This window comes from Algoriphagus ratkowskyi (assembly GCF_002150505.1).
Classification (GTDB): Bacteria; Bacteroidota; Bacteroidia; order Cytophagales; family Cyclobacteriaceae; genus Algoriphagus; species Algoriphagus ratkowskyi.
The window spans coordinates 1-25,708 of sequence record NZ_MSSV01000009.1 but is presented as its reverse complement, the minus strand read 5'-3'; the positions used below and the strand labels follow the sequence as shown (position 1 = coordinate 25,708).

Sequence of the window (25,708 nt, the reverse complement as noted above, 5' to 3'; positions counted from 1 at the left end):
CTGGACTGAAATCCTACCCTACAAAATGAGCCAAGCCTACGGCTTTTGGAGGAATACAATTGTGTGTAGTTAGTAAGTGCTTTAGGCCTGCCTGCGGTAGGCAGGCTCGGCCAGTGTTGTAATCATGGACTTGAGACTGTGGAAGTTTAGGTGATTGATCATAGGTGAGAGCCTTTGGCTCAGGACATATTACTGCTACTTAGCTTAGAGCTAATATGTTTTCATTCAGCAAAATAGGATTCTACAGGATACTTCAGATGGAATTTTCTGACTATTTTGGAAGATATGAAGAATAACCACTCATTACCCAAACTGCTTTTTTGCCTTTTCCTCCTCGTGAATTCTACTGCTTTTGCGCAGCAGAAAAAACCGAATATCATCTTCATTCTTACTGATGACCAGCGCTGGGATGCACTGGGCTATGCTGGGAATGATATTATTCAAACGCCCGAAATGGACAAGTTGGCAACTGAAGGAGTTTACTTCAAAAATGCTTTTGTGACTACCCCGATTTGCGCAGCGAGTAGAGCAAGTATTCTGACCGGACTCTATGAGCGTACGCATGGTTACACCTTTGGACAGACGCTGAATGATTCCTATGCCTCAGAGTCCTATCCGCTACAAATGAAAAAAGCTGGATATCACACAGGTTTTTTTGGGAAGTTTGGGATTAAATATCCTGGGTTCAAATCGCTTTTTGATGAGGCCGATGATTACGATCGAGATGTGAAGTATGCTGATCGACGTGGTTATTTCTACAAAACTATTAATGGAGATTCAACTCATTTGACTGAATATACCGCTTACCAAGCGCAGGAGTTTATCAAGAATGCACCCGAAGATCAGCCTTTCCTGCTGTCACTGGCTTTCAGTGCTCCACATGCGCATGATCCGGCAAAAGATCAATTTTTCTGGACGGAAGCGGTTGATGGCTTGTACCAGAATGTGAAGATTCCCGGGCCTGTTTTGGGCCAGAAAAAATACTTCGATGCGCAACCGGACTATGTGCAAAACAGTGAAAGCCGTACACGCTGGTTTTGGAGATATGACACGCCGGATCATTATCAGCAAAGTATGAAAGGTTATTATCGCATGATCTCAGAAGTGGATATTCAGATCGGCAAGATCAGGGCGCTTCTGGAGGAAAAAGGACTAGCTGAAAATACGGTGATTATTTTCATGGGCGACAATGGCTATTTCTATGGTGAGCGCCAACTAGCTGGAAAATGGTTGATGTATGATAATTCTCTACGCGTGCCAATGATCATTTATGATCCAAGAAATCCTTTGCATAGGGATGTGGCTGACTTTGCGCTGAACATCGATATCGCACCGACCATACTTGAGTTTGCAGGAGTATCAGCTCCAGCTCTATGGCAAGGAAAAAGCCTAGCCAGCTATGTGAAGGGGGAAGATCCGGCAGCGTCCCGTCAGGAATTTATTGCTGAGCATCTTTGGAAGGTTAATATTATTCCTGCCAGCGAAGGTCTTAGAACTCCAGAATGGAAGTATTTTAGATATCAAGCGGATTTGGTTCACGAGGAATTATATAATCTAAAAAAAGATCCTTTGGAAAAGAAAAACCTTGCAGGTAAAAAGAAATACGCTGATGTGCTGAGTGAAATGAGGTTTAGGTTTGAAGAAAAAGTAGCAAAGTTGGTTGGAGATAAAGTGGATTGAAGATGTGAAAATCATAAGTTAAGCTTGTCGATAATGTGAAATGCCCAGAATAAGTACAAAACTTATTCTGGGCATTTTTATGTGATGAAAAATATAAATTTATAATCTGTTTTCTGAATAGGGATGGCTCTCTACACTAATTTAGAGATCCAAATTTTTAATTCTTGGGACGCAAGGCCTCTCCTTCAAATAGGATTCCTTCCCAGCCAGTTTGCATAAAGTTCCTAATATTTTGATGATCCGTTCCTTCGGGATTTGCCAGTACGTCTGTTCGGTAATAATCTCCAAAAAGTGCTAGTGTCTGGTCTTGCGTAAGGTTTTGCAGGCTTGCAAAGGAAAAGATCTTGCAACTGCCGTTGTTTTGTCCGGCTTCGTTTACTGTGTCGCCGTTGGTGAAACGGGTAGGAGTGAAGTTGAAGTTTGCATCGATGAATTCGATCACATCAGAGAAGTCGATTATTTCTGGGGTAGTGTTGAGTTTTTCTAATAGGTTCATGGGGTGAAATTAGTCAATTCAGGGTTTAGTCACATTCATCAGTTTACCATGTGTCATTGAAAAATTCCCCTAGCCCTCATTTTTGAATATTTAGATAGAGGTAAAAGGATACTCATAAAAACAATTGGGTCAACAGGAGCGCTCTCCTTTTAACCCAGATTTTATTCACAGAAAACTGAGACTGCTTACTAAAAACTATTTCTCCATCAGATGCGCTTTCAGCAAATCAACTGGCTGATAAAAGCCTTTCATTCCTTTGATGTCATCTTGCACCTTTTTTACCATATCAGGAGAAAAAGGTGAGGATTGGATTGCCAAAGGCATTTTTCACATAAATAAGAGTAGATGCGCCAACTAAGTCCTTCACTGATGATCCTATTTCTTCTAAGTGTTCCTTAAATCCTTCGTTCATTAGATTCAACCGGCAGTATATCAACCATATAACTAGCTGGAATACTAATAGTTAATGATTTTCAAATCTATTCATCAAAGGATAATTAGCTACGAATATTAGCGAAAAGGATAGACGATGATAGCCTTATTCTGAGCTAATGTTCGATTTACAGCACTTTCCGCAATTATTCTTGGTATTTTTGTGTTACGAAACAGAAATGACACTTTTTTCCAAAAGACAGTCATTTGGTTAAAATAATATATGTCATTCAAAGATCTTGGTCTATCAGACCCTCTACTGCGAGCAGTAGCAAAAAAAGGCTATACAGAGCCATCTCCTATTCAAATCAAAGCTATTCCGCTCATCCTCAAGGGACGAGATGTGCTCGCTTCGGCACAAACAGGCACAGGTAAAACAGCTGGATTTACTTTGCCGATCCTCCAACTATTGGCGCAGAATCCTAGTAGAAATAACCGCCCAGTTAGAGCTTTGGTACTAACTCCCACACGAGAACTAGCAGCGCAAATCCTCGAGAATGTGGAGTCCTACGGCAAATATCTCGACATTAGATCTACGGTGATCTTCGGTGGCGTCAATCAAAACCCACAAGTAAGTACTTTAAGACGTGGTGTCGATATTCTAATTGCCACGCCAGGACGTTTGCTTGATTTGATCAACCAACGTCTGCTATCCTTGTCGCAAGTAGAGATACTTGTGCTCGATGAGGCAGATCGTATGCTCGATATGGGTTTTATCAACGACATTAAGAAGATCCTTTTGCTAGTGCCAGATAGGAGACAAAATCTGCTTTTCTCAGCTACTTTTTCAAGTGATATTAAAAATCTAGCTAATCGGTTTTTAGATAATCCTGTATTAGTTGAAGCGACTCCTGAAAATACCACGGTTGAGAAAATTATTCAAAAAGCCTATAAAGTTGATCAACTTAAAAAGACAGATATGATCATCGATCTGATTGCCGGAGGGAAATGGCAGCAGGTTTTGGTCTTCACACGAACCAAACATGGCGCAAATCGACTGACTGAAAAGATGAATAAGGCGGATGTAACTGCTGCAGCTATTCATGGAAACAAGAGTCAGGGGGCACGTACGAAGGCGTTGGCGGGCTTTAAAGATGGAAAAGTACGAGTACTTGTCGCTACTGATATCGCGGCAAGAGGCTTAGATATACCTTTACTTCCTCATGTTATCAATTTTGAGCTACCTAATATTCCTGAAGATTATGTACATCGAATCGGTCGTACGGGTAGGGCAGGAGCGAGTGGTGAGGCGATCTCACTGGTAGCCGCCGATGAAATTGATTACTTGCGAGCGATAGAAAAACTGATCGATCAGCGAATTCCCACCGATATTATGGAGGGTTATGAGCCGGTGGATAAGCCTACGGGTGTGAAACCTGCTTCTAAGCAAAACAATCAACGAAATCAGCAAAGAAAACCTTCAGCTCCTGGTAAGGGTGGTAATAGCCAAAACCGAGGAAGAAAGCCGAATAGGTAATAGCATTTCTTCGAAAACGAGGAACAACTTTAACAGAACTGAAAAAAGCCAACTACTGTGAGCGTATTCGCTTCCGATAGTTGGCTTTTTGGTTTTGTAATTCTTGGATTGGTGTGGGCAGAAGGTAGATTTTTCTATAGAAATAGCATTGACAGCCTAATACAAGACGAGAATGCGATGATTGCAAAAATAAGAGTAAAATGGTTGCGGATTAGTTTGGGTATGTGGGTAGGTATCTCTTTCCTCAGCAGATTTTGCTGTTAATTTCTCTTTACTTCCATAACATCTAAAAACAAGACTTACTAGTACTTTTAAATAAGGCAAAGCCTGTTCCCGTAAATTTTCATAGACAAAAAAATTGGGTCATAGGGAACTCAATCCCTATAACCCAAAATTTTCAACAACTAACAACTAACAACTAACAACCCATAACTAATTACTTTTCCATAGGATGAGCTTTCAGCAAATCAGCAGGCTGATAGAATCCTTTCATGTCTTTGATCTCCTCTCTTACCTTTTTTACCATATCCGGAGAAATAGCTGAAGCTTGATTTCCAAAGGAATTTCTCACATAAGTAAGTACTGCTGCCATCTCAGAGTCATCCAACATCCCTTCAAAAGGTGTCATAGGAACTTGGCCAGGATAATCTTTGCCATTTACTGTTATTGGTCCCATAACGCCTTTTAAGACAATTTTGATCAAGCGGTCTTTATCGCCGGTGACCCAAGGCGTGCCTGCAAGAGGGGGGAATCCTGACGCAGTGAGACCTTGCCCGTCTGGCTGATGACATGTGGAACAATAGCCTTCTCTAGCATATATTTCTTTACCTAGTACAAAGAGTTCTCTATCCGAACCTGTAAGGGAAGACTTAATATCTTCCTCTTTTTTCTCTTTTACGGATAAACCTGATAAATGCGCTACTGCCGTCTGGTAAGCTGGAGTGATCCATTCTTCCATTTCGGTGCCTTCCGCTGAAGCAAGGACTTCAAGACCTTGTTCACGTGGCATCCAAGATGCAGCCGTAATGGCTTCCATCCTCACACGTCCATTTTCATCAGTTATGGCGGCTACCATCAACTCTTTTTGATTGGATACCTGATGCCCAGAATAGCGGAGTACCCGCACTGCCGCTGCTCTTGCTCTGTAATCTTTAGCTTTCAAGACCTGCTCAAGTAAGTCCTTATTTACATTGTTGGCACCCCAAGTTACCCAAAGTGCTTCGAGTAAATTGTGTTCGTATTGTGGATCATTTTTGTCCAACTTCCCAGCCCAATCAGCTACTGCAGCTGAAACTTCAGCTTTATCTCTACCTCTCAGTTCACGACGAGTTCTATAGCGTGATCTGTATTCGGGCAGTTTTAGATTATCTAACAATGCATTAATACTTGCACCGTCGATTTTGGCAGGCGTAACGAGCGGTCTGGAAGGATAAGTGATTCTGTAGATTCTTCCATGCTGGTGATCTCTAAGTGGATCACGAGCATTGTGCTGCATGTGACCAATGAGGATATTGTGCCAATCGACCACATAAAGTGAACCATCAGGAGCTATTTCCATATCTACCGGACGGAAATTCCTGTCTGTGGAAGAAAGAAGATCTTGTCTCCATTTGGTGGCAAAACCGATCTCCTCGTCAATCATTTGATGCTGTTTAGTCCCAAGGAATCCAATGGTATTATTGATAATCATATCACCCTGCACGTCTTCTGGAAAATGTCTGCTTGAGATAAATTCCAGACCAGAAGTTGGACGTACCAATTGATCTCTTTGAATCAAGTTTGCTCCCTTATTATTCGCATTACCGTAACGAGGAAGTCCTGAGGCAGGCATCATGTAATTCACATTTGGGCCAGAGGTTTCAGCGTAGAAGTTTTGTCCCCATTCGTCAAAGGCAATTCCCCATGGGTTTGGAATACTCACCTGAGCTACACGCTCCAGTTTATGTCTGCTTGGTGTATATCTGTAGAATCCGCCATTAGTAGCACGAACAGGACCGTAAGAAGTTTCTACGTTTGTGTGTAAGAACACACCCTCTGCCATATAAATTGCCCCTGATTCATCTGTGGTAAAAGCAGAAATAGCATGGTGCGTGTCATGATCGTCAAAACCGCTTAATAGAATTTCCTTACGGTCAGCTTTGTCATCCTTATTGTCATCTATTAATAGTATTAGGTTGTTTCCCTGAGAAACATAGACGCCCTCTTCTGCTAGTTCAAAACCGATAGGAAGGTGCAAATCATCTGCAAAAACAGTTTCCTTGTCCGCTTTGCCGTCGTTATCAGTGTCTTCGTAGATCAGAAGTTTGTCGGCTGGTCTAGAATCTCCAGGTTTATAATGGGGATAACTTGGCATAGTTGCTACCCACAGTCTGCCTTTATTGTCAAAAGAAAGTTGGACTGGGTTAGCTAGATTTGGCCACTCTTCTTCTGAGGCAAAAAGCTCTATTTTATATCCTGGAGCTACTTTTAACTTAGCAAGTGCTTCCTCGCCATATAAGTATTTTAGGTCACCATTTTTCTCAGGATTGTAATTTGTCTCTACTTCTGGAAGAGTATTGGTTTTTGCATCGGCAAGCTTTAGATCTTTTACTTCTCCTTGATTAGCCATCCAGATAGCAGTATCCCTTATAGCTGTCATCTGACGGATTTTCTCTAGTTCAAACGGATAGTTATCTGGCCCAAATGGATCATATCTTCTTCCAAATACGTGTACGCCGTTGGGAATTTTGTAGTCATTTCTCCAAAACCAGTTTTTTTCCTGCACCGCCTCATGCACCAAATCTCGATTGGCTTCACTTTTAATTTTTTGCTTCCCAAAGATTTCATCTGCTAGTAGAATAGCTAATTTTTTGTAACCAGCTTCGTTTAGTTGAGAGCCGTCAATTGTGAGATCTTCATCTGTTTGTAGATACCAATCTTTGCTTGGAGTAAATGCGTCAACAAAAAGCACTTGGTTATTCTCTGCAATTTCGCGCATTGCGATCATGTAGAGATTCAAGTTTTCATTTTCAATTTTACCATTTGGCAAATCGATTTTTTCTGACAAATCTTCAAAAGCGATAGGGGAGACGACCGCTAATTTTGGAGAAAGCGTGTCATGATACTTTTGGCGTAGGCTATGTTTGATGAATGCATCCAATTCCGCTTTGAAGTTTTCCACCCCATCTACACCTTGAAAGGACTCATTATATCCAAAGAAGGCAATGATGACGTCTGTTTGTAGTCGAGTCAGCCATTCATCAGGCTTTTCAAAATGACCGATACTTCCAGAAGGTGTAGCAAATTCTACTTGGAAATCCGCAGCTCCTGGAAATGCCCAAGGATCATTAGTAGAAGATCTTGGTCTGAAGCCCGGAGTGTCACCTGGATCAGCCATATTTCTAATAAACAGATTCTTGTCTGGATTTCTGAGTTGCATTTCTGTCTCAAAACTCCCATAATCCATCATTCTGGATCCTAAGTTGTTACCAATCAGAGCTATTCTTGTGTTTGGTTTTAACTCGATGGTTTCTTTTTGAGTGCATTGAAATGTTAGAAATCCTAAAATAAGTAGGATAAAGATTCGATTGGGGAATTTCTTAAGCATGGCTTATAAGAGGTTACACTTTTAATTTTGAGCCAAATAGTGTGTATTCGGACAATGATGTTATGTTATTTTTGAAGAAGTACAAAGATTATTTTGATTGTACTGCTTAATTATTAAATAGACGGTTAGTCTATTTTGTATACTTCGCAAGTTTTTCTCGAATCAACTCATAACCCTTCTCTGCCATATTCCATGGCTCAGAGAAGTTTCTCCAAACGCCAATCGAATTAGCAAAAGCAGGATCGTTTCTGGTAAAGCCTTCTATGGTCAACCAGCCTTTGTATTGGATATCAGCCAAGGCTTGGAAGGTTTCGTCAAAGTTCACATGGCCAGAACCTGGAGTTCCACGATCATTTTCTGAGATATGGAAGTGACCTAGCTGAGGAGCAATGAACTTGATAGACTCAGACAAACTCTTCTCTTCAATATTCGCATGATGTGTATCAAACATTGCCTGCACATTTGGATGATCGACTTTTTTAAGCAAATAGGAAAGCTGTTCCATAGTATTGCAGAGGTAGCATTCGAATCTATTTAATGCTTCAGGCGTCAATAATACTCCAGCTTGCTGGGCGTAATCACCCATGGCATGCAGGTATTCTGCTGACCAGTTGTATTCCTCTTCTATTGGTTCGCGCGATGCAAAAACAGTGAATCCTGAATGATAAGGGCCACAAAGCACTTGTGCGTTCAGATCCGATGCTCGATCGATTACCCATTTAAGTTGTTCGCCCGCTGCTGCACGGATTTTAGCATCTTGAGAAATAGGGTTGTGATCTGGCCCCATTACGGTCACCGCTGTCACTTCCAATCCTATGTCAGCGCAATGCTTGCCTACCAGTTTAAAGGATTCTTCGGGTGAACCTCCTATAAAAAACTCTGCTCCGTCATATCCGATCTTTTTCAAGCGATCGAGAACTGGTAACAACTCTTCCGACATCTCAGCCGACCATGCCAGCACATTAAATCCTATTTTGTTCATGAATTTTTCACTCAATTATATTTGCTTAATCATTCAAAAATTTATCATTCAAAATCTGATATTCATCATTCGATATTTTAGCTATGAATGATGAATATTGAATAAAGAATAATTAAGTTGACTTTTTATTATTTAAAATCACTAACCTTCATCCCCTTCCTAAAACTATTAAAACCAAACATCGTCGGTTCATAACTTCCCACTATCTCTACAGAAAGATCAGGAGTAATCACCTCTGGCATATCAAGTAACCAAAAGGAAGAATTTACCACCAAGCGACGCATGTCTTCAACCTCGAAATCAATTGAAGAACCTAGGGTACTTCCCATCATCTTCCCTTTTTTCCCTCCATCCAGTGAATAGTTTTTAGTCCAAGCGACGGGCATAATTGACTTGTCCCACATCAGTGGCGACTCTTTCGTCATTCCAGCAGTTGACTGGCCGAACAAAAGTACATTAGCATCAGGAGTCAAATTCTTAATCGAATACACATCCGTCGGCGCCCAGATATCATCTACACCACGCAAAATTGGATGATCAGCATCACGATCTACTCCGTCGATCAATACTCTGGTTCCCTCAAATTTGTGATGTCCATGATGCGCTATCCATGTTTCGCCAACGATCTGCTGACCGAAGCCACCTTCCCAGCCAGGGACTTTGCTATCCCATGTCCATTTGGCATAAGGAGAATTTTTGTCTTTGATGGAAAAAGGATGCGTAGAAGTCCGCAGCGCAATAAATGGTTTGCCAGATTTGAAATAGTTATCCAGATGATTCATTTGATCCAATGGCAAATCCCGAAAGCGGATTAGCATTATGACCAAATCAGCATTTTTTAAATGCTCCAAACCTGCAATATTATTTTGGTAACTCGGGACAATATTTCCTGTTTCCGGTTCGATAGCAAATACTACCGTGGTATTGAAACCGTACTGTTCTGAAAGAATTTTTGCCAACATCGGCATAGATTCCTCAGATCTATATTCGTCATCACCTGAGATTAGCACCACATTCTTGTCTTTCCCGGGACCATCTTTCCCCTCAAACTGCAAGAAGGTTTTGCCGTTTTGGGCAAAACCTTCATTGAAACAGAGTATGAAAAGAGTTATGATAAAAGTTCTTATAATACCTTTCATAATTATAAAGTTGTAGACTTATGAGTGTTTCTTAATATCCTGAATTCTGGATAAGATTTTTGTTGTTTCTAATCTCAGCGGTAGGAATTGGGAAGAGTAATTCACGTTCTTTTAAGGTTGGGCCATAGACAAATTTGTGACCTACGTATTCCTCAAATTCACGAGTTTTTACATTGAACCCTTTTCGGATTCTTACCATGTCAAACCAAGTTTTATTTTCATAAGAAAGCTCGAAGAATTTTTCTCTCCAGATGGCCTCTCTTAATTTCTCTTTTGATAATCCACTCAGAGGAGCCAATTCAGCTCGTTTTCTGATTTGATTGACAGAAGCGTATGCGTCGGTGTTTGGTCCACTTGCTTCGTTTGAAGCTTCGGCATGAATCAATAGAACTTCTGCAAATCTTAATATAGGCCAATTCATTCCACTGCTCGTAGTACTTGTCTGAGCTAATACATCAAAGTGCTTGTAGATATAGTAATCACCAAGTTCCAGAGTTTTAGTTCTGTCAGCACGAAGGGAATAACTAGTGTAATAGAACTCTTTTTCAGCAGTTCTTTTATCACCTGCTTCGTGAGATTCAATAAAGTCCTGATTAGCAAATATTCCCCCAGTTTCTGCACTGTAATTTGATATGCCTCTATTATATGGGATAATAGATACCTGCCAATCAGAAGGTAAAATAAATGCAGAGAATTGAGCCATGAATATATTTTCTCCCAAATTTTTCTTAGCTGGAATGTGGAGGTCACCGTATGTTGGGAATAAGGAAAATTCACCGGAATCTATGACTTCCTTGGCCTTCGCTGCTGCAAGTGCATAGTTTTCTGTTTTCTGAAGAGGATAACCTCCCATTGTCAAATACACTGAGGACAACAAGGATTTGACAGCACCTAAAGACACCCTGCCGGTTGTTTCTCTCAGTGGAAGACCTGCTTCTTCAGCATCTTTCAAATCCAAGACGATTTGGTTGTATACTACTTCTGGATTAGCTGGAGGAGCGAATAAATCCGCAGACGTCAAGTCGATAGGCTCTAATGTCAATGGGATGTTTCCGAATATTCGTATGAGGTTAAAGTAGTAGTAAGCTCTTAAGAATTTTGCTTCTCCAATTAACTTTTTCTTTGCAGTTTCGTCCATGACTATTTCAGGAATTTTTGCTATCGCAATATTTGCATTAGCAATTCCTCTATAATAGGTGGTCCAGATAGTTTGTCCATATCCATTATCCGAGTTGTTCACCAGATCTTTAACAAAAAGGCTATTCTGTGCTTGTCCTAGCTCTGTGTCCGCAAGCCCTGTTGCAAATTCTACCATCATCCAAGGGCCTCCTCCAAATCCACTAGACATAACTGGTTGTAAGCTTTGATAAATAGAGTTTACCGCGCTTTTCGCATGTTCAGGTTTAGTGAAATAATTTTCAATGGTGAAGTTTGAATTATCAGTCTCATCCAGAAAATCAGCACAGCTGGCAGCTGAAATAAGCAAAGCAACCAAAGTTATTTTTTTTATATATAGTTCTATACGTTTCATAGTTCTGCTAATTAAATATTACAATGTGATACTTACACCAACCATAAAGACTCTAGGCTTAGGATAAGCATATAAGTCAACACCTTGATCAAATGCCGCTCCTGAAGTGGATACCTCAGGGTCATATCCTGCGTAGTCAGTAGCTAGGAAGAAATTCTGTACAGATGCGTAAACTCTCATTCTCGCCACACTGATTTTCTCAAGTGTCTGTGGCATGAAATTGTACGATAGCATCAGGTTTCTGCCTCTGATAAATGACCCGTCCTGAACTCTATCTGAGTCATTGTTAGTATTATATCCAGCAGTTAGAGGTCTGATTTGTGCGATGTTAGTATTCTGGTTTTCAGGAGTCCATGCATTTAAGACAGTTTTGAAACTATTAGCAATGCCTGTTCTATCTTCTGCTGAGTGCTTACTTCTGAATAATACATCATTGCCATAGGTGTATTGTATATCAACTAGTAGTTCGAAATTATTGAAAGTAAATGTGTTTGCAAACGTACCAAATCCAGTAGGAATGCCTTTTCCAATAACCACTCTATCAGAATCATTTATTACTCCATCTTCATTCACATCTTTATACTTGATATCTCCTGGACGTTTATTGTATGATGCAGCGATTGATTCTTCACTTGAGCTCCAAGTTCCTTCATGAACAAATCCAAAAAATGATCCAACAGGCTCGCCTTTTCTCACAATTGTGGAACCAAGGAAAATGTCAGATCCTCCAGCAAGTTCTTTTACTACATTTTTGTTATATGAATAGTTAAAGGTCGTATTCCATGAGAAATTATTTTTTTCAAAATTAACTGTGTTTAGACCGATTTCGATTCCTTTGTTTTCCATACTTCCGACATTCTGGCTTACGACAGTATAACCACTGCTGGAAGGAACGGGAGCACTTAATAACATGTCTTCCGTGAGTTTTCTATACAAATCAACCTCAAACAATACTCGATTATTGAACAATCCAAGTTCTGCTCCTATATCTACTTGAGATGTTTTTTCCCATCGAAGATCTGGATTTGCAAGTCGGCTTATACCAAGGCCTATTTCTCTTTGGTTATTAAAAATCACTGAGTAGTTACCCATGCCCGCAAGAGCTTGATAGGCAGTAATTTCAGAGTTACCCGTCATTCCATAACTTGATCTGAATTTCAAATTCGAAACTACAGAGCTGTTCATCAGGAAATTTTCGTCGGAAGCTCTCCATGCAAATGCCGCAGAAGGGAAAAATGCATATTGGTTAGATTCACCAAATTTGGATGAGCCGTCAACTCTACCAGTCAGTGTAAATAGATACTTGTCATTCAGAGTGTAGTTCAATCTTGAGAAGTAAGAGTTAAGGCCATAAGCTACACTACCTGATTGTGGTTGAATTGCATTTGCACCAGCTCCCAAGTTATTGAACAGAAAATAATCATCTTGAAAATTTTGAGATCTTGCTGTAGTATTAAATCTGTCTACATGCTGCCAAGAAAGACCTGCCATTGCACTTATAGCATGGTTTTCGTTAAAAGTTTTAATGTAAGTCAAATAGTTTTCAAATTGCCATGAATTTAGTCTGTCGTTAAATACAGATGCATCGCCACCTTGGTTTTTAGCAATATAATTTAAGTTTCTACCGCCATAATAATCAACCCTTTGATTTACTATGTTCGTTGAGATGTTTGATCTCAATTCAAGGCCTTTTGCCAAGTAAAAGTTTGCGTAGATATTACCTATCATGGTTTGGGTGTTTACAAGATACACTCGCTCCTTCGCTACATGAAGCGGATTATTTCCACCTTCCATTCCAGGATAATCAGCATTTCCTGCCCAGTTTCCGTCAGGATATCTTACCGGTATAATAGGTAGTGCTTCCAAAACTTGACGCATTGCTATAATACCTCCGTTACCTAATGGATCAACTTGACTCTCTTTTTGGTCATTATAGCTCAAGCCTCCACCTACTTTAACCCAATCCTTAATTTTGCTGTCAAATACAAATCTGCCAGAAAATCTTTTCATCCATGATTCCTTCATCAAACCATCTTCGTCTCTATAGCCTAGATACGCTCCAAAGCTATCATCTTGATTTCCTCCAGTAAAACTCAGCTGGTGATTTTGGGTGAAGGCTTGCTGGAATGACTCATCTTGCCAATCTGTATCGTAAAGTGGATTGCCATTTGAATCAAAAAGTTTAGGATCTGTTCTTTTTAGTTTTGGATCTTTATAAATCCCGTTTGCCCAACCGTTTGGATCATATTTTTGTGCATTCTGATAGGCCAAATCTTCTGTTGCCAAAAACTCGCTTGAATTCAATAATGGGATCTTTTTAGGAAGAACTCCAATACTGAAGTTTCCATCATAAGTGATTGTTCCACCTGTTTTACTTCCGCGCTTGGTACTTATCATTATTACACCATTCGCGCCACGTGCTCCGTAAATTGCTGTAGCAGAAGCGTCTTTTAGTACTTCGATAGAAGCTATGTCGTTTGGATTTATATAATCTATTGGAGTGCTACCATTTGCTAAGCCAGCAGAATGCATTATCACACCATCTATTACATATAGCGGATCATTAGCAATACTTACCGAAGTATTTCCTCTGATACGAATATTTGCACGGCCTCCGGGACGCCCTGAATTGACCGACACATTTACTCCTTGTACTCTACCCGAAAGATTTTGGGTAAGAGAGGCAGAAGGTCTGTCTTGTAATGCCTTTTCACCGACTGATCCCACAGATCCAGTCAAATCTGACTTCCTTTGAGTTCCGTATCCGATTACAACTATTTCGTCTAGCTCGGCTTCGTCTAATTCTAGGGAAATGTTTAATTCTCTAGAGAGATCTTCAATTAGTGCTTCCTTTGAAATGTAGCCAATAAAACTGATTACCAATCTTTCTGATTGTTTCGCCTCGATACTGAAAGCTCCATTTGCATCTGTGACAGTGCCACGCTGTGTGCCCTTTACTACTACTAGTGCACCTGCGACTGGTTCCTGAGAACCTTCTTCAGTTACTTTGCCTTTCACAAAAGTTGTTTGCCCGTAAGCAAATCCACAAAAGGAAAATAAAGTTAGAAGAAGACCTATTTTTAGAGCCTTCCTCAAGTTTTGTTTATGTTTTAGCATTTATTAAGGGTTAATTGTTTATACAATTTGGTCTTTTGCCCTAACCGGACTGTCCTGTGGAGTCCTGAAATTTTATTTAAAAATAAAACATCAATGTAAAGAATTGTGCTGATGGGGGCAAGCTCCTAAAGAGTTCCAGTGTTTTCTATAGCTAAATATAGATTTAACCTATGTGAGTATAGTTTCTTGGTGATTTTATTCAGGTTATATTATTGGTATTGGTATAGCTTCCATCTGATTAATGTCATAGTACTTTGTTTATTTCGCTGTCCTTTAGTATCCTGTTTTATAATTGTTAAAAAATTCTCTTAGAAGTGTATCATTCAGGATGGTGCAGGATACAACAGGGCCTTAATAATAGTTAATTGGATAAGTTAATTAATACTATTTAAACCCAATCCTATGCTAAACTATTATCAAACATTTATAAAAACCCGTTTTATAGGGTTTTTATTAGCCTTGTTTATCGTTTCTGTGTCTACATCGTACGCACAGTCGGTAACAATAAAGGGCACCGTTGTCTCCGAGGGAGATAATCAGCCAGTGCCAGGAGCATTAGTCACCGTCAAGGGTACGCAGAAAGGAACTGTGACCGATATAGATGGCGAATTCAGTATTGAAGCTTCAGTAGGCGAAACATTAATAGTGAGTTTCGTTGGTTTTACTACCAATGCAGTTTTGATCAATGCAAACAGTACTAATATCAACGTTACTCTTGCTTATTCCACTTCAGATTTATCAGAAGTAGTCGTTGTAGGTTATGGTAGCCAGATTAAGCGAGAAGTAACAGGTTCTATTCAATCTGTAAGTGAAAAAGATTTGAAAGATCTTCCGGTTTCTTCCGTAGCACAGAAGCTACAGGGACGATTGGCTGGAGTACAGATCAATCAAACTACAGGAAAGCCTGGACAAGGGATGAATGTTCGGATCAGGGGGCAGCTTTCTGTTTCTGGAGGTAGCTCGCCATTGTACGTAGTTGATGGCTTTCCGATTACCGGAGATATCAACGCTTTGAACCCAGACGAAATTCAAGAAATTACAGTATTGAAAGATGCTGCTTCTACTTCACTTTATGGCTCTAGAGCTGCGAATGGTGTGATTTTGATTACAACCAAAAAAGGTAGCGTAGGACAAACCAATGTTAATCTTAACGTATATACTGGATGGCAGACAGTTCCAGAAAAAGGAAGATTGGAAATGCTAAATGCAGAGGAGTTTGCGCAATTCAAGAAAGAATATTATACAGATGCAGGTCAGCCGGTTCCAGAGATTTTTCAAAATCCTGCTGATTTCCGAAATGAGAATAATGATTGGTATGGAGCTATGATGGAAACTGCCCCAATCACTTCTTACAATCTGACTGTGACCTCTAATAAGGAAAAAGTTAATACTGCAGTTATCATGGGATATTTTGATCAGAAAGGTGTGGTAAGAAACACTGACTATGAGAGGTTCTCACTTCGATTGAATACAGATTATACTGTGTCTGATAAAGTTAATGTAGGAGTAAATATTGCACCTAGTTATGTGGTTGACAATACGCCGCAGACAGATGGTGATCGTGGAACGGGTTTAATATTTAATGCACTTCATACATGGCCAGTAATGCCGATTTATGAAGAAGATGGAAAAACCTTGACCTCCTTTAACCGATTCCCTGCTAATACAGGAAATATTTTTGCCTATCCCAACTGGCTGAGGTCAGCAGATGAAATCACAAATGAAACTAAAGTAATCAATGTTTTAGCGAATACGTATTTGGAATGGAAACCTATCAAAGGACTTTCTTTGAAGACTACCTTCAATGCAGAACTTAATAACTCTAATTACTTTTACTTCAACCCTTCTACGGCAACCAATCGAATCAATGTGGCACTTCCTACTGTGGCATCATCTGTACGCGATGAATATCAAGGGTTATCTTGGTTGAATGAAAATATTGCTACCTATGGAAGAAGTATTGGAGATCATAATTTTGAGGCTTTAGTTGGTTTTTCAAATCAGAGGTACAGACAAGATCGTACCAGAGTAGCTGCTGATACCTATGCAGATGATCGACTTCCTACCATTCAGGGAGCAATCAATATAAACCGTGGTGGTACTATTTCTGGAGTGAACGAGTGGTCTCTAACTTCTTTGTTCTCTAGACTTACCTATAATTATAAAGGCAAATATCTATTTACGGCTTCTGTCAGAGGCGATGGATCTTCACGTTTTGGAGCAGATAATCGCTGGGGTGTATTCCCTTCTACTTCTTTAGGATGGGTGCTATCTGACGAAGGATTCCTAAACGCTAATTCTACCGTTTCATTTGCTAAACTAAGAGCTAGTTATGGTGTTACTGGTAACAATAACATTGGTAATTACACGCAGTATGCCTTGGTCAATAATACTATAAATGCGGCATTTGGAAATACAGTTTTCCCAGGTGCTGGTGTGACTTCATTAAGCAATACAAATTTGGGTTGGGAAACTACAACTCAGTTTGACATTGGGTTAGACTTTGGGTTATGGGATGATAGATTGACATTCGTATATGACTTCTATACTAAAAACACCACCAATTTATTGTATGCTGTACAGATTCCGCAGGAGTCGGGCTTTACAAATTTCAACGATAACATTGGAGAAATTAAATTTTGGGGACATGAGTTTTCACTTACGTCGGTAAATACTACAGGAGCCTTCAGATGGACTACAAATGCAAACATTTCATTCAATAGAAATGAAGTAATAGCATTGGCAGACGGGATCGATAGAGTATATGGAAGCCAGCATATCACTAAAGTAGGGGAGCCATTTGGTCAATTTTATGGATTGGTAAAACTAGGGAATTATGCAAATGCAGAAGATTTAGCTAATTCACCCCAAGTGCCTGGTCGATCTACGGTGGGAAGTATCAAACTGCAGGATATTAATGGAGACGGTGTGATCACTAATGGTGGCGATAATGATGACAGAACAATCATCGGTAATCCATTTCCAGATTTCACCTATGGTATAATCAATAATTTTGCCTACAAAAATTGGGATGCAAGTATCACAGCTTCAGGATCTGAAGGAAATCAGTTATACATGAGACACCTTTATTCTACGGCAAACCTAGACGGCGTTTTTAATATGGTGGCAAAAGTCAAAAATCGCTTTAGATCTCCAGAAGATCCAGGTGACGGAATCTTCGGTACCACAGTAGGTGGAGGTAACGTGACAGGAATTGAGCGTGACTGGAACAATAGCAATTTTGTTTACGATGCATCTTATTTTACAATAAGAAATATCACGGTAGGCTACACTTTCAAAAATTTACCTAAAACATTTAAGTCAGCTAGAATTTACGGTTCTGCTCAGAATGTGTGGGTGCTTACGAGCTATTGGGGAGGGTCAAACCCAGAAGTCAGTATGCAAGGTAATGGTCAAGGAGATGGAGGTAATTTAAGTCAAGGTGTTGACTTGGGATCCTATCCAGTACCACGTACGATCACTTTTGGTGTCAATGTTACTTTCTAAGCGGAAGTATTCCACCTCATTTATTCACCTAAATAAGAAAACATAATGAAAAAATATATCTTAGTCATCTTAGTGGCATCTTTTGCGCTAACTGGCTGTGAAGACTTCCTTACGGTTGTGCCTGAGACTCAGCTTAGCTCGGCCACCTTTTATAAAAACCAAACTGACTTCGAACAAGCCGTTAATGCTGCATATGTACCATTACGAAGTATTATAAATGATCGCGCTTGGCTGCTTTCTGAGATGCATTCTGACAACACTTACTATGCTAGAAATGTACTCTTTGGGGCAACAGACAATCAAGAAGATTTGGCGGATTTCTCAGTGCCTGAATCTAATGGAACAACGGCAAATGGCCATGTATTACAGCAATGGAGACAGGATTACTTAATAATTGCGCGAACTAATCAAATTCTAGCCCTCATCGATGACGTGGATTTTGAAGCTGCTGCGAAGGCTAATGTGAAAGGTCAAGCTCTTTTCTTGCGGGCCTATGCCTATTTTGAATTAGCTAGATATTTTGGCAGTGTGCCACTTCACCTAACGCCAGTTGCTAAGCGAGATGAAGCTGCATTGCCTTTGTCTACTGAAGCTGAGATTTATGCTCAGATTGAAAAGGATTTAATTGAAGCGGTTTCATTATTACCAAAAAAAGCAGTTCAAACTCCAGGTAGAGCAACTGAAGGAGCCGCTCGAACTTTATTGGCAAATGTCTATATCCAGAGAAAGAAGTGGCCAGAAGCAGAGCAGATTTTAGCTCCAGTATTGACTCACGGCTATCAGTTGATGGGTAGTTATGATTTGGCTTTTCCTGGAAATACTGCTAATAAAAATAATGCAGAGTCTGTATTTGAAGTTCAGTTTATAGAAGGAGCAGCAGGTCTAAATGGTAATTTTATTTATCAATTTATGCCTAGACCGATTAGTGCTGCTGAATTGCAGCCAATCATGGGGACAAGTAACCCGCAGAATATTGATGGAGAAGGAAATAATATTCCTACCCCAGATATTATCGCAGCTTATGAGGTGGGTGACAAAAGAAAAGATGCCTCAATCGGCACTGTGTTTTTATCAGGGAGTTTTAGAACAGATAAGAACTATCCATACATAAAGAAGCATGCGAAGCAACACTCTCAGAATAACAACACCGGTACAAACTGGGTGGTTTATCGCTATGCTGAAGTCTTATTATTCATGGCAGAAGCTCTTAATGAGCAAGGAAAAGGTGGAGCTGCAGGTTATCTCAATACGGTTCGTGCTCGCGCTGGGCTAAATAATTCAACCGCAGCAGGTCAAACTGAACTTCGTGAGGCGATTTTCAAGGAGAGAAGAGTTGAGCTTGCGTTTGAAAATAAGCGTTGGTTTGATATTGTGAGAACTGATCGAATACAGGAAATCATCGTTCCTTATGGTCAGCGAATCATCGCAAATCCGTTGGATTATTACTATCCACCTATCGCAGGTGCAGTTCCTAGGAGCAATGCATTTACTAATATCAAAAAGTTCTATGCTTATCCTGCTGCAGAATCAGATTTGAGTCCTTATTTCTAAAATAAAACATAGTTTTTAATAGCCCAACATCTAGATGAAATATCGGTCTATGGTGTTGGGTTATTTAATTGCCTCTCTAGTTACTTTATCGAAGGATTTTGTGGAGATAAATACCTAGTATATTTCATGAGTGGTTTCTGAATTGAGAAATTATTCACCAATTTAAAATCTAACTATTGCTATCCATTAACATTTGACCTATGCGACTCAAATACTCAATAAGGAGTTTTTTTCTACTATCAGCTGTGGCACTCTTCACTGTATCATGTGACACAGACAAAGGAGAAGAAACCAAACAAAGACAGCTTACCGGGAATCCTAAATTAGACAAGCTCAAACTCCCGGATGGGTTTGTGGCAGAGCATCTCCTAAGTCCTGGAGAAAATGATGAAGGATCATGGGTGGCCATGACTTTTGATGATAAGAATCGTTTGATAACCGCTGATCAATACGGCTTTCTATACAGATTAGACATTCCTGCAATTGGCTCAGATTCGTTGAAGCCTACTGTTGAGAGGCTCATAATAGGAAATGTAGCCGAGCCACAGGTCGGAATGGGCTATGCGCAAGGACTTCTTTATGCGTTCAATAGTATCTATGTGATGGTAAATCACAATGGGAATGAGACGTTCGCTGAAAGTACAGGTCTTTATAGAATCCAAGATTTGGATGGCGATGATCAGTATGAATCAGTGACAACTATTAAAAAATTTACTGGTCAACCAGGCGAGCACGGTCCGCATAGTATCAAACTTTCTCCTGATGGTCAATCTCTTTATATCGTAGCGGGAAATCATACGGATGTTCCTGAGATGGATAGTTACAGACTTCCAAACGTATGGCAAGAGGATAATCTTTTTCCGGAAATCAAGGACCCAAGAGGTCACGCAAATAACAGAATGGCACCTGGTGGATGGGTGGCAAATATAGATCCTGAAGGCAAACACTGGGAATTAGTCTCAGCGGGATATAGAAATCCATTTGATATCGCATTTAATGAAGTAGGCGATTTGTTTACCTACGATTCTGACATGGAATGGGATTTTGGAATGCCTTGGTATAGACCTACTCGTATCAATCATGTGACCAGCGGAAGTGAATATGGCTGGAGAACTGGTAACCAAAAATGGTCTCCGAATTATCCAGATAATTTGCCAGCTACTTTAAATATTGGTCAAGGATCACCTACCAATGTGATGTATGGTACAGGATCCAAATTCCCTGCTAAATACAGAAACTCTCTTTTTGCCTTTGACTGGAGTTTTGGTATCATCTACTCTATGACCTTGACACCTAAAGGTGGAACTTATGAGGCTAAAGCGGAAGAGTTTATTTCAGGTTCTCCGCTCCCACTTACAGATGGAGTTATTGGCCCAGATGGAGCTATGTACTTAATGACAGGTGGTAGAAGACTAGAGTCGGACTTATATAGAGTTTATTATGATGGTGACATAGATGAGAAGGAAACTGGGTTGACTGTTGCTGATTTGCCAGCTGAGGCAAAAACTCGCCGTGAACTTGAGGCGCTACATGTGCCTGGAGCTCCTGCTTCCGGACTTGATTTGGCTTGGGCTAACTTAACTAATAAAGATAGATTCGTACAATATGCTGCGAGAATTGCTGTGGAGCATCAACCGATTAATTCATGGAAAGCAAAGGCGCTGGCGGAGAAAAATCCTGTAGTGCTCACGCAGACCATGATCGCATTGTCTAGACATTCTGACAAAGGAACTGGAGCGCCTATGCTTCAAGCTCTGATGGGGATTGATTACAGCTCGCTTAATGAAAAAGAAAAGCAGGATTTGTTGAGAGCTTTTGAATTAATTCTTGCTAGACAAGGAGAGCCAACTGGTTCTTTAAAATCTGATCTTGTAGCTTATTTGGATGCTAATTTCCCTGCCAATAACAATAATCTTGATCGTGCCTTGGCAGTTCTTCTTGTGTATTTGGATGCTCCTACTGCTGTAGAAAAGACCTTGGCTCTACTTGATAATGCTAAGGATGACCCGGATTACCAGAAGACCTTCACTTCATCTGAAGATTTGATTATGAGAAACCCTCAGTATGGAATGGATATCGCCAATATGCTGGCAAATGTACCGCCTGCTCAGCAAACTTACCTTGCTACAGTACTTGGTGGCGCCACTACTGGTTGGACTCCAGAACTTCATGAGAAGTATTTCACTTGGATTCAGGATGCCTTCAAGTACAAAGGCGGTCGTAGTTATGTAGGATTTATTGATAGAGCTAGAAAAATGGCTCTGCAACATGTCGCTCCTGGAGACTTTGATAAATACAATGAACTTTCTGGTGCAGCGATGCTTACAGGAAATGGAAATGATCTTGTTAATACTGACATCCAGCCAGAAGGTCCAGGAAAAAGATGGACAGTAGAGGAAGCAGAGCCTTTGATGGCAGATTTGAGCGGAAGGGATTTGGCTAGAGGCAAAGCGATGTATGCGGCATCTCAGTGTCTATCCTGTCACACAATGGCGGGTCAAGGCGGGGTTATTGGTCCAGACTTATCACAATTAGGGACTCGTTTTTCTCCTAAAGATATTCTTCAAGCTACTATCAATCCAAGTGATGAGATATCAGAGCAATATGTAGCAAGTGTACTTGAGTTGAAGGATGGAAGTTCAGTAATGGGTAGAATCATCAATGAAGATGAAACGAGCTATTCAGTTTCCCAAAATCCATTCTCTCCAGATGTTCTACGTAAAGTGGAGAAGAAGAATATCTCAACTGTGAAAGATTCAAAAATATCTGTCATGATGCCAGGTATGATCAATCGTCTAAATGACGAAGAACTTAAGGATTTGATGGCTTACCTGGTTTCGGGTGGTAATCCAAATCATACAGTTTATCAAACTAAAGCCCAAGCCCAAGAATGAGAAATTTTATAAAATCAAAATGGCTAAGAATTGAAGCGCTCAGTATAGGAGCAATGCTGGTAATAGGATTAGCCAATTGCCAGCAACCCACTGAAAAATCGAAATCTATCTTAGAGCCTGTCGCGGAATCAGAAGCAAGTTTTAAATCCATATTCGATGGCAAAACGCTAGATGGCTGGGATGGAAATCCGGTTTATTGGTCTGTAAAAGATGGTGCAATCACTGGTGAAATCACGCCGGAAACACTATTGAAAGCTAATACATTCTTGATTTGGCAAGGTGGACAACCTGGTGATTTTGAGCTGAAGGCTGAATTTAAAGTTTCTGAAGGAGGTAATTCAGGTATAAATTACAGAAGTGAGATGGTAGAAGATGTACCATTTGCACTGAAAGGCTATCAAGCAGATATCGACGGAAAAAACACATACACTGGTCAGAATTACGAAGAACGTAAGCGTGCTACTTTGGCTTATAGAGGTCAGCAAACTAAGATCACATCTCAGCCAGAGGGAGTTGGAGTTCGTGAATTTGTTGAGAAAAATGCATGGAAAGGGCTTTCCGTAGAAAATGAAATCGGCGATCGAGCAGAACTAGGAGCTATGATTAAAGCAGGTGAGTGGAATACTATTCATATTGTAGCAAAAGGCAATGTGATGAAACATTTTGTGAATGGACAGTTGATGTCTGAAGTTCATGATGAAGATCCAAGCAATAGACTTGCATCAGGTTATTTAGGTGTTCAGGTTCATGTGGGTCCACCTATGATTGTTCAGTTTAAAGAAGTGATGCTGAAGCAGTAATTGGAAATCTGGTTCAAGTCCTCAGGCCTGTCCGACGACAGGCAGGCTTGGAAACAATATTTAAATGGCCCATGTTGAAAAATATGGGCCATTTTTTTATTTTACTAGCTAGTTCAAGTTAGAAGATCACTAGTTTAAGTCTTCAGACCTGCCTGCAACAGGCAGGCTTTGACTCACATCAATGCAGTCTCCTGACTGAAAAAAGCTAGTAAGTAGTAATTGAGTAAATCGTTGATTAATTATGGTGTTCAATTTTCTGTAATTATTTTTCAATTCTTTATAAAGCAGTCTGAAAACTCTAATATCCCAAGTCCTAGTTATAAGACTTGAACCAATTGCTAGGGAAACCATAGCCATTCAATTTTACTCACAAACATTAACATATCTGAATCTAACTCTTGTGATGAGTTAGTTAGCACCTGATTTTATCATTTTTGACGGGTGATCTACTTCCTCACCCGAACGCTTGCCGTAGAACCTGCGTTAAGAAAACTATGGAAAGATTAGCTAGCCTTACCTTTTTCTAGCGAATCAGAAATCAATTTTATTTAAAACCACAACCATTCTTATGAATTACCATATTATCATTAACAGTGTAAAAACAGTAGATGAATTACCGGGAAGTTGGAGCAATCAAGATTTAGTAGAGTTGCTCGATCGATTTGGTTTTCCAGATGCTTCCAATTCCAATCCTGCGGAGCTAAAGGAATTGCTCAATATGGCTATTTCTGATTTTGAACCAGCTGAAGCTGCAGCGATACTGCTTGACTATAGACTTTCCGAAACTCTCAATGAAAGACAAATAGATCAAATGTCGCATGATATGCTGCTGGATAAAATCTCTGAGGAATATCCGGAAATTGGTCTGCATCATCAGCTTTTTAATATTAACCAGCTATTGCACAAGGCGTATAATGGTACATTTCCAAGTGCCAAAGCAACTATCGCTGAATTGGAAATTAGTAATGAAGGTGACGATGCTGAAGAAATTACCAAAGAGATTGTTTTGAAAGCATTGCAACATACGCTAAAGGATAGCAATTTGATCAAACGCCTTTTCTCAGACCACTTGGAAGGTAAAGTCAAATTTGAAGAAGCAAATTCAATTATTTGGGTTTTGAGAAAAATTGAAGGGGGGCAATATCAGCTTATCACATCGGAATATTGGATTGCTAGAGATGAGTTTATAGAAGCAGAGTTTGATGCCGAGGTGATTCTTTTTGAGGAAGATGAGAGTGAGGATTGAGGTTTTGCATTAGTTTTCGTCACTTGACAAAATAATATTTTATATCTAAATGGTCTATGTTGAATTACATAGGCCATTTTTTATTAACGGCATATTTGTCCCTTACAATTTTTATAAATTAACACTTGCTTACGCACTCGACCCATATAGGGCAGGACAGTGTCGGAAGGCCTTTTTAATAGATTACACACTAGTCTCAAACCTAAGAATGAACCTCTCAGATCCATCCACTTGGAAAGATAAATTGTCCAATTTCCGACAGCTAGGCGGAATAGAAACTTCCGTACTAGACAATGGAGCTGGACGCGGAACCCGAATAGCCTGGATTAATACCGGAGCCGGCCTTCGATTTAAAGTCGTGTTGGACCGGGGAATGGATATTTTGGACGCATTTCATAATGAGCATAGCTTATCTTGGATCAGTAATGCGGGACACATTGCTGCTCAGCCTTTTTCTAACCAAGGTATAGATTGGTTGAGGACATTCGGTGGAGGGTTATTGACCACCTGTGGGATTGCTTCCATGGGACCACCTAATTCGGATGAAACTGGAAGTCGTGGATTGCACGGTAATTATAGCAATACGCCTGCGGAACTCATTTCCATCAAACAGCCAGATATATATTCAGGAGATCTGAGTTATGAAATCGTAGGAATCATTCGTGAGACGACGACTTTCGGACCGAGTTTAGAAGTAAAAAGAACCATCTCTGGAAGGCTCGGATCCGCGGAAATTAATATCAAAGATGAGGTCTTTAATCGTGGTAATTCACCAGCACCTCATATGGTATTATATCATATCAATTGCGGATGGCCTCTGATCGATGATGGAACTAGGATAGTTTGGAAAGGAGAAATCCAGAAAAGAGAATCAGATGATTCTATATCTGATTTCAACAAGAAAAATAGATTTACCAAATGTGCTGCTCCATTAGATGAGCATTCTGCTTTTGGAGAGGATGTGGCTTTCATAGATCCTTCAACTGATGAAAATGATCAGGTCACGTGTGGATATATGAATGATAACTTGGAGCTTGGCTTGAGTATTTCATTTTCCAAGAAGCAGATGCCATGGTTAATCAACTGGCAGCACTGGGGCAAAAATGAATACGTAACAGCGCTAGAGCCAGCTACAAATCCTCCAATCGGACAAGCAGCAGCACGTGAAAATGGAACGTTGATTTTGTTGAAACCTGGAGAAAGCAGGACTTATGAAATCAAGCTGGAAGTCCTCAAAGGCCAGACAGTTAATGAATTTAAAATATAAAAT

At 40.1% G+C, this 25,708-nt stretch carries 16 protein-coding genes; 9 read left to right on the top strand and 7 right to left on the bottom strand.

Translation table 11 applies throughout. The features are described 5' to 3' along the window. Nucleotides 1–285: 285 nt before the first annotated feature. Nucleotides 286–1,680, top strand: a complete 1,395-nt coding sequence (locus BVH02_RS11310) for a sulfatase family protein (protein ID WP_086501566.1) — start codon at nt 286–288, stop codon at nt 1,678–1,680. Nucleotides 1,681–1,837: 157 nt separating this feature from the next. Here BVH02_RS11310 and BVH02_RS11305 read toward each other — a convergent pair whose 3' ends face one another. Both BVH02_RS11305 and BVH02_RS21905 read right to left on the bottom strand, forming a co-directional pair. Then, nucleotides 1,838–2,176 carry a HopJ type III effector protein gene (locus BVH02_RS11305; RefSeq protein ID WP_086501565.1) on the bottom strand — a complete coding sequence of 113 codons (339 nt, stop codon included), beginning with the start codon at nt 2,174–2,176 and terminating at the stop codon, nt 1,838–1,840. Between the two features lie 195 nt (nt 2,177–2,371). Then, entirely contained in the window at nt 2,372–2,500 is a 129-nt protein-coding gene (locus BVH02_RS21905) for a hypothetical protein (RefSeq protein WP_262481342.1), read from the bottom strand. Between the two features lie 331 nt (nt 2,501–2,831). On the opposite strand from BVH02_RS21905, the gene BVH02_RS11300 reads away from it, so the two are divergent. Further along, a complete protein-coding gene (locus tag BVH02_RS11300) occupies nt 2,832–4,085 on the top strand; it encodes a DEAD/DEAH box helicase (protein ID WP_086501564.1) in 1,254 nt (417 codons plus the stop codon). 57 nt (nt 4,086–4,142) lie between these two features. Further along, nucleotides 4,143–4,349, top strand: coding sequence for a hypothetical protein (locus BVH02_RS21250; protein WP_143244206.1), 207 nt, complete (start codon nt 4,143–4,145; stop codon nt 4,347–4,349). 172 nt (nt 4,350–4,521) lie between these two features. Here the strand turns inward: BVH02_RS21250 and BVH02_RS11295 are convergent, their stop codons facing one another. From BVH02_RS11295 to BVH02_RS11275, 5 genes are all read right to left on the bottom strand, one after another. After that, the gene (locus BVH02_RS11295) at nt 4,522–7,671 is read right to left on the bottom strand and encodes a PVC-type heme-binding CxxCH protein (RefSeq protein WP_086501563.1); all 3,150 of its coding nucleotides are present in this window, start codon (nt 7,669–7,671) and stop codon (nt 4,522–4,524) included. A 130-nt stretch (nt 7,672–7,801) separates the two neighbouring features. After that, nucleotides 7,802–8,653 (bottom strand): sugar phosphate isomerase/epimerase family protein, encoded by an 852-nt coding sequence (locus BVH02_RS11290; RefSeq protein ID WP_086501562.1) that lies wholly within the window; start codon nt 8,651–8,653, stop codon nt 7,802–7,804. A 128-nt stretch (nt 8,654–8,781) separates the two neighbouring features. Beyond that, nucleotides 8,782–9,792 carry a ThuA domain-containing protein gene (locus BVH02_RS11285; protein ID WP_086501561.1) on the bottom strand — a complete coding sequence of 337 codons (1,011 nt, stop codon included), beginning with the start codon at nt 9,790–9,792 and terminating at the stop codon, nt 8,782–8,784. A gap of 31 nt (nt 9,793–9,823) precedes the next feature. Beyond that, nucleotides 9,824–11,323, bottom strand: a complete 1,500-nt coding sequence (locus BVH02_RS11280) for a RagB/SusD family nutrient uptake outer membrane protein (protein ID WP_191278327.1) — start codon at nt 11,321–11,323, stop codon at nt 9,824–9,826. 18 nt (nt 11,324–11,341) lie between these two features. Continuing rightward, nucleotides 11,342–14,440, bottom strand: coding sequence for a SusC/RagA family TonB-linked outer membrane protein (locus BVH02_RS11275; RefSeq protein WP_086501560.1), 3,099 nt, complete (start codon nt 14,438–14,440; stop codon nt 11,342–11,344). Nucleotides 14,441–14,842: 402 nt separating this feature from the next. On the opposite strand from BVH02_RS11275, the gene BVH02_RS11270 reads away from it, so the two are divergent. The 6 genes from BVH02_RS11270 (at nt 14,843) to BVH02_RS11245 (ending at nt 25,705) form a co-directional block, all read left to right on the top strand. Further along, the gene (locus BVH02_RS11270; protein ID WP_086501559.1) at nt 14,843–17,947 is read left to right on the top strand and encodes a SusC/RagA family TonB-linked outer membrane protein; all 3,105 of its coding nucleotides are present in this window, start codon (nt 14,843–14,845) and stop codon (nt 17,945–17,947) included. A gap of 45 nt (nt 17,948–17,992) precedes the next feature. Next, nucleotides 17,993–19,498: a RagB/SusD family nutrient uptake outer membrane protein gene (locus BVH02_RS11265; protein WP_191278329.1), complete on the top strand. Its 1,506-nt coding sequence runs from the start codon at nt 17,993–17,995 to the stop codon at nt 19,496–19,498. 200 nt (nt 19,499–19,698) lie between these two features. Further along, the gene (locus tag BVH02_RS11260) at nt 19,699–22,392 is read left to right on the top strand and encodes a c-type cytochrome (RefSeq protein WP_086501557.1); all 2,694 of its coding nucleotides are present in this window, start codon (nt 19,699–19,701) and stop codon (nt 22,390–22,392) included. Then, entirely contained in the window at nt 22,389–23,192 is an 804-nt protein-coding gene (locus BVH02_RS11255; RefSeq protein ID WP_086501556.1) for a 3-keto-disaccharide hydrolase, read from the top strand. The genes BVH02_RS11260 and BVH02_RS11255 overlap by 4 nt, the downstream gene beginning before the upstream one ends. 568 nt (nt 23,193–23,760) lie before the next feature. After that, entirely contained in the window at nt 23,761–24,438 is a 678-nt protein-coding gene (locus BVH02_RS11250; RefSeq protein ID WP_086501555.1) for a hypothetical protein, read from the top strand. A 208-nt stretch (nt 24,439–24,646) separates the two neighbouring features. Continuing rightward, a complete protein-coding gene (locus tag BVH02_RS11245; RefSeq protein WP_086501554.1) occupies nt 24,647–25,705 on the top strand; it encodes an aldose 1-epimerase family protein in 1,059 nt (352 codons plus the stop codon). The last annotated feature ends 3 nt before the right edge of the window (nt 25,706–25,708 follow it).

Bases quoted from the DNA above. Each gene is read 5' to 3' on its own strand.
- BVH02_RS11310 (WP_086501566.1), top strand. From the start codon at position 286: ATGAAGAATAACCACTCATTACCCAAACTGCTTTTTTGCCTTTTCCTC.
- BVH02_RS11305 (WP_086501565.1), bottom strand. From the start codon at position 2,176: ATGAACCTATTAGAAAAACTCAACACTACCCCAGAAATAATCGACTTC.
- BVH02_RS21905 (WP_262481342.1), bottom strand. From the start codon at position 2,500: ATGCCTTTGGCAATCCAATCCTCACCTTTTTCTCCTGATATGGTAAAA.
- BVH02_RS11300 (WP_086501564.1), top strand. From the start codon at position 2,832: ATGTCATTCAAAGATCTTGGTCTATCAGACCCTCTACTGCGAGCAGTA.
- BVH02_RS11295 (WP_086501563.1), bottom strand. From the start codon at position 7,671: ATGCTTAAGAAATTCCCCAATCGAATCTTTATCCTACTTATTTTAGGA.
- BVH02_RS11290 (WP_086501562.1), bottom strand. From the start codon at position 8,653: ATGAACAAAATAGGATTTAATGTGCTGGCATGGTCGGCTGAGATGTCG.
- BVH02_RS11285 (WP_086501561.1), bottom strand. From the start codon at position 9,792: ATGAAAGGTATTATAAGAACTTTTATCATAACTCTTTTCATACTCTGT.
- BVH02_RS11280 (WP_191278327.1), bottom strand. From the start codon at position 11,323: ATGAAACGTATAGAACTATATATAAAAAAAATAACTTTGGTTGCTTTG.
- BVH02_RS11275 (WP_086501560.1), bottom strand. From the start codon at position 14,440: ATGCTAAAACATAAACAAAACTTGAGGAAGGCTCTAAAAATAGGTCTT.
- BVH02_RS11270 (WP_086501559.1), top strand. From the start codon at position 14,843: ATGCTAAACTATTATCAAACATTTATAAAAACCCGTTTTATAGGGTTT.
- BVH02_RS11265 (WP_191278329.1), top strand. From the start codon at position 17,993: ATGAAAAAATATATCTTAGTCATCTTAGTGGCATCTTTTGCGCTAACT.
- BVH02_RS11260 (WP_086501557.1), top strand. From the start codon at position 19,699: ATGCGACTCAAATACTCAATAAGGAGTTTTTTTCTACTATCAGCTGTG.
- BVH02_RS11255 (WP_086501556.1), top strand. From the start codon at position 22,389: ATGAGAAATTTTATAAAATCAAAATGGCTAAGAATTGAAGCGCTCAGT.
- BVH02_RS11250 (WP_086501555.1), top strand. From the start codon at position 23,761: ATGAATTACCATATTATCATTAACAGTGTAAAAACAGTAGATGAATTA.
- BVH02_RS11245 (WP_086501554.1), top strand. From the start codon at position 24,647: ATGAACCTCTCAGATCCATCCACTTGGAAAGATAAATTGTCCAATTTC.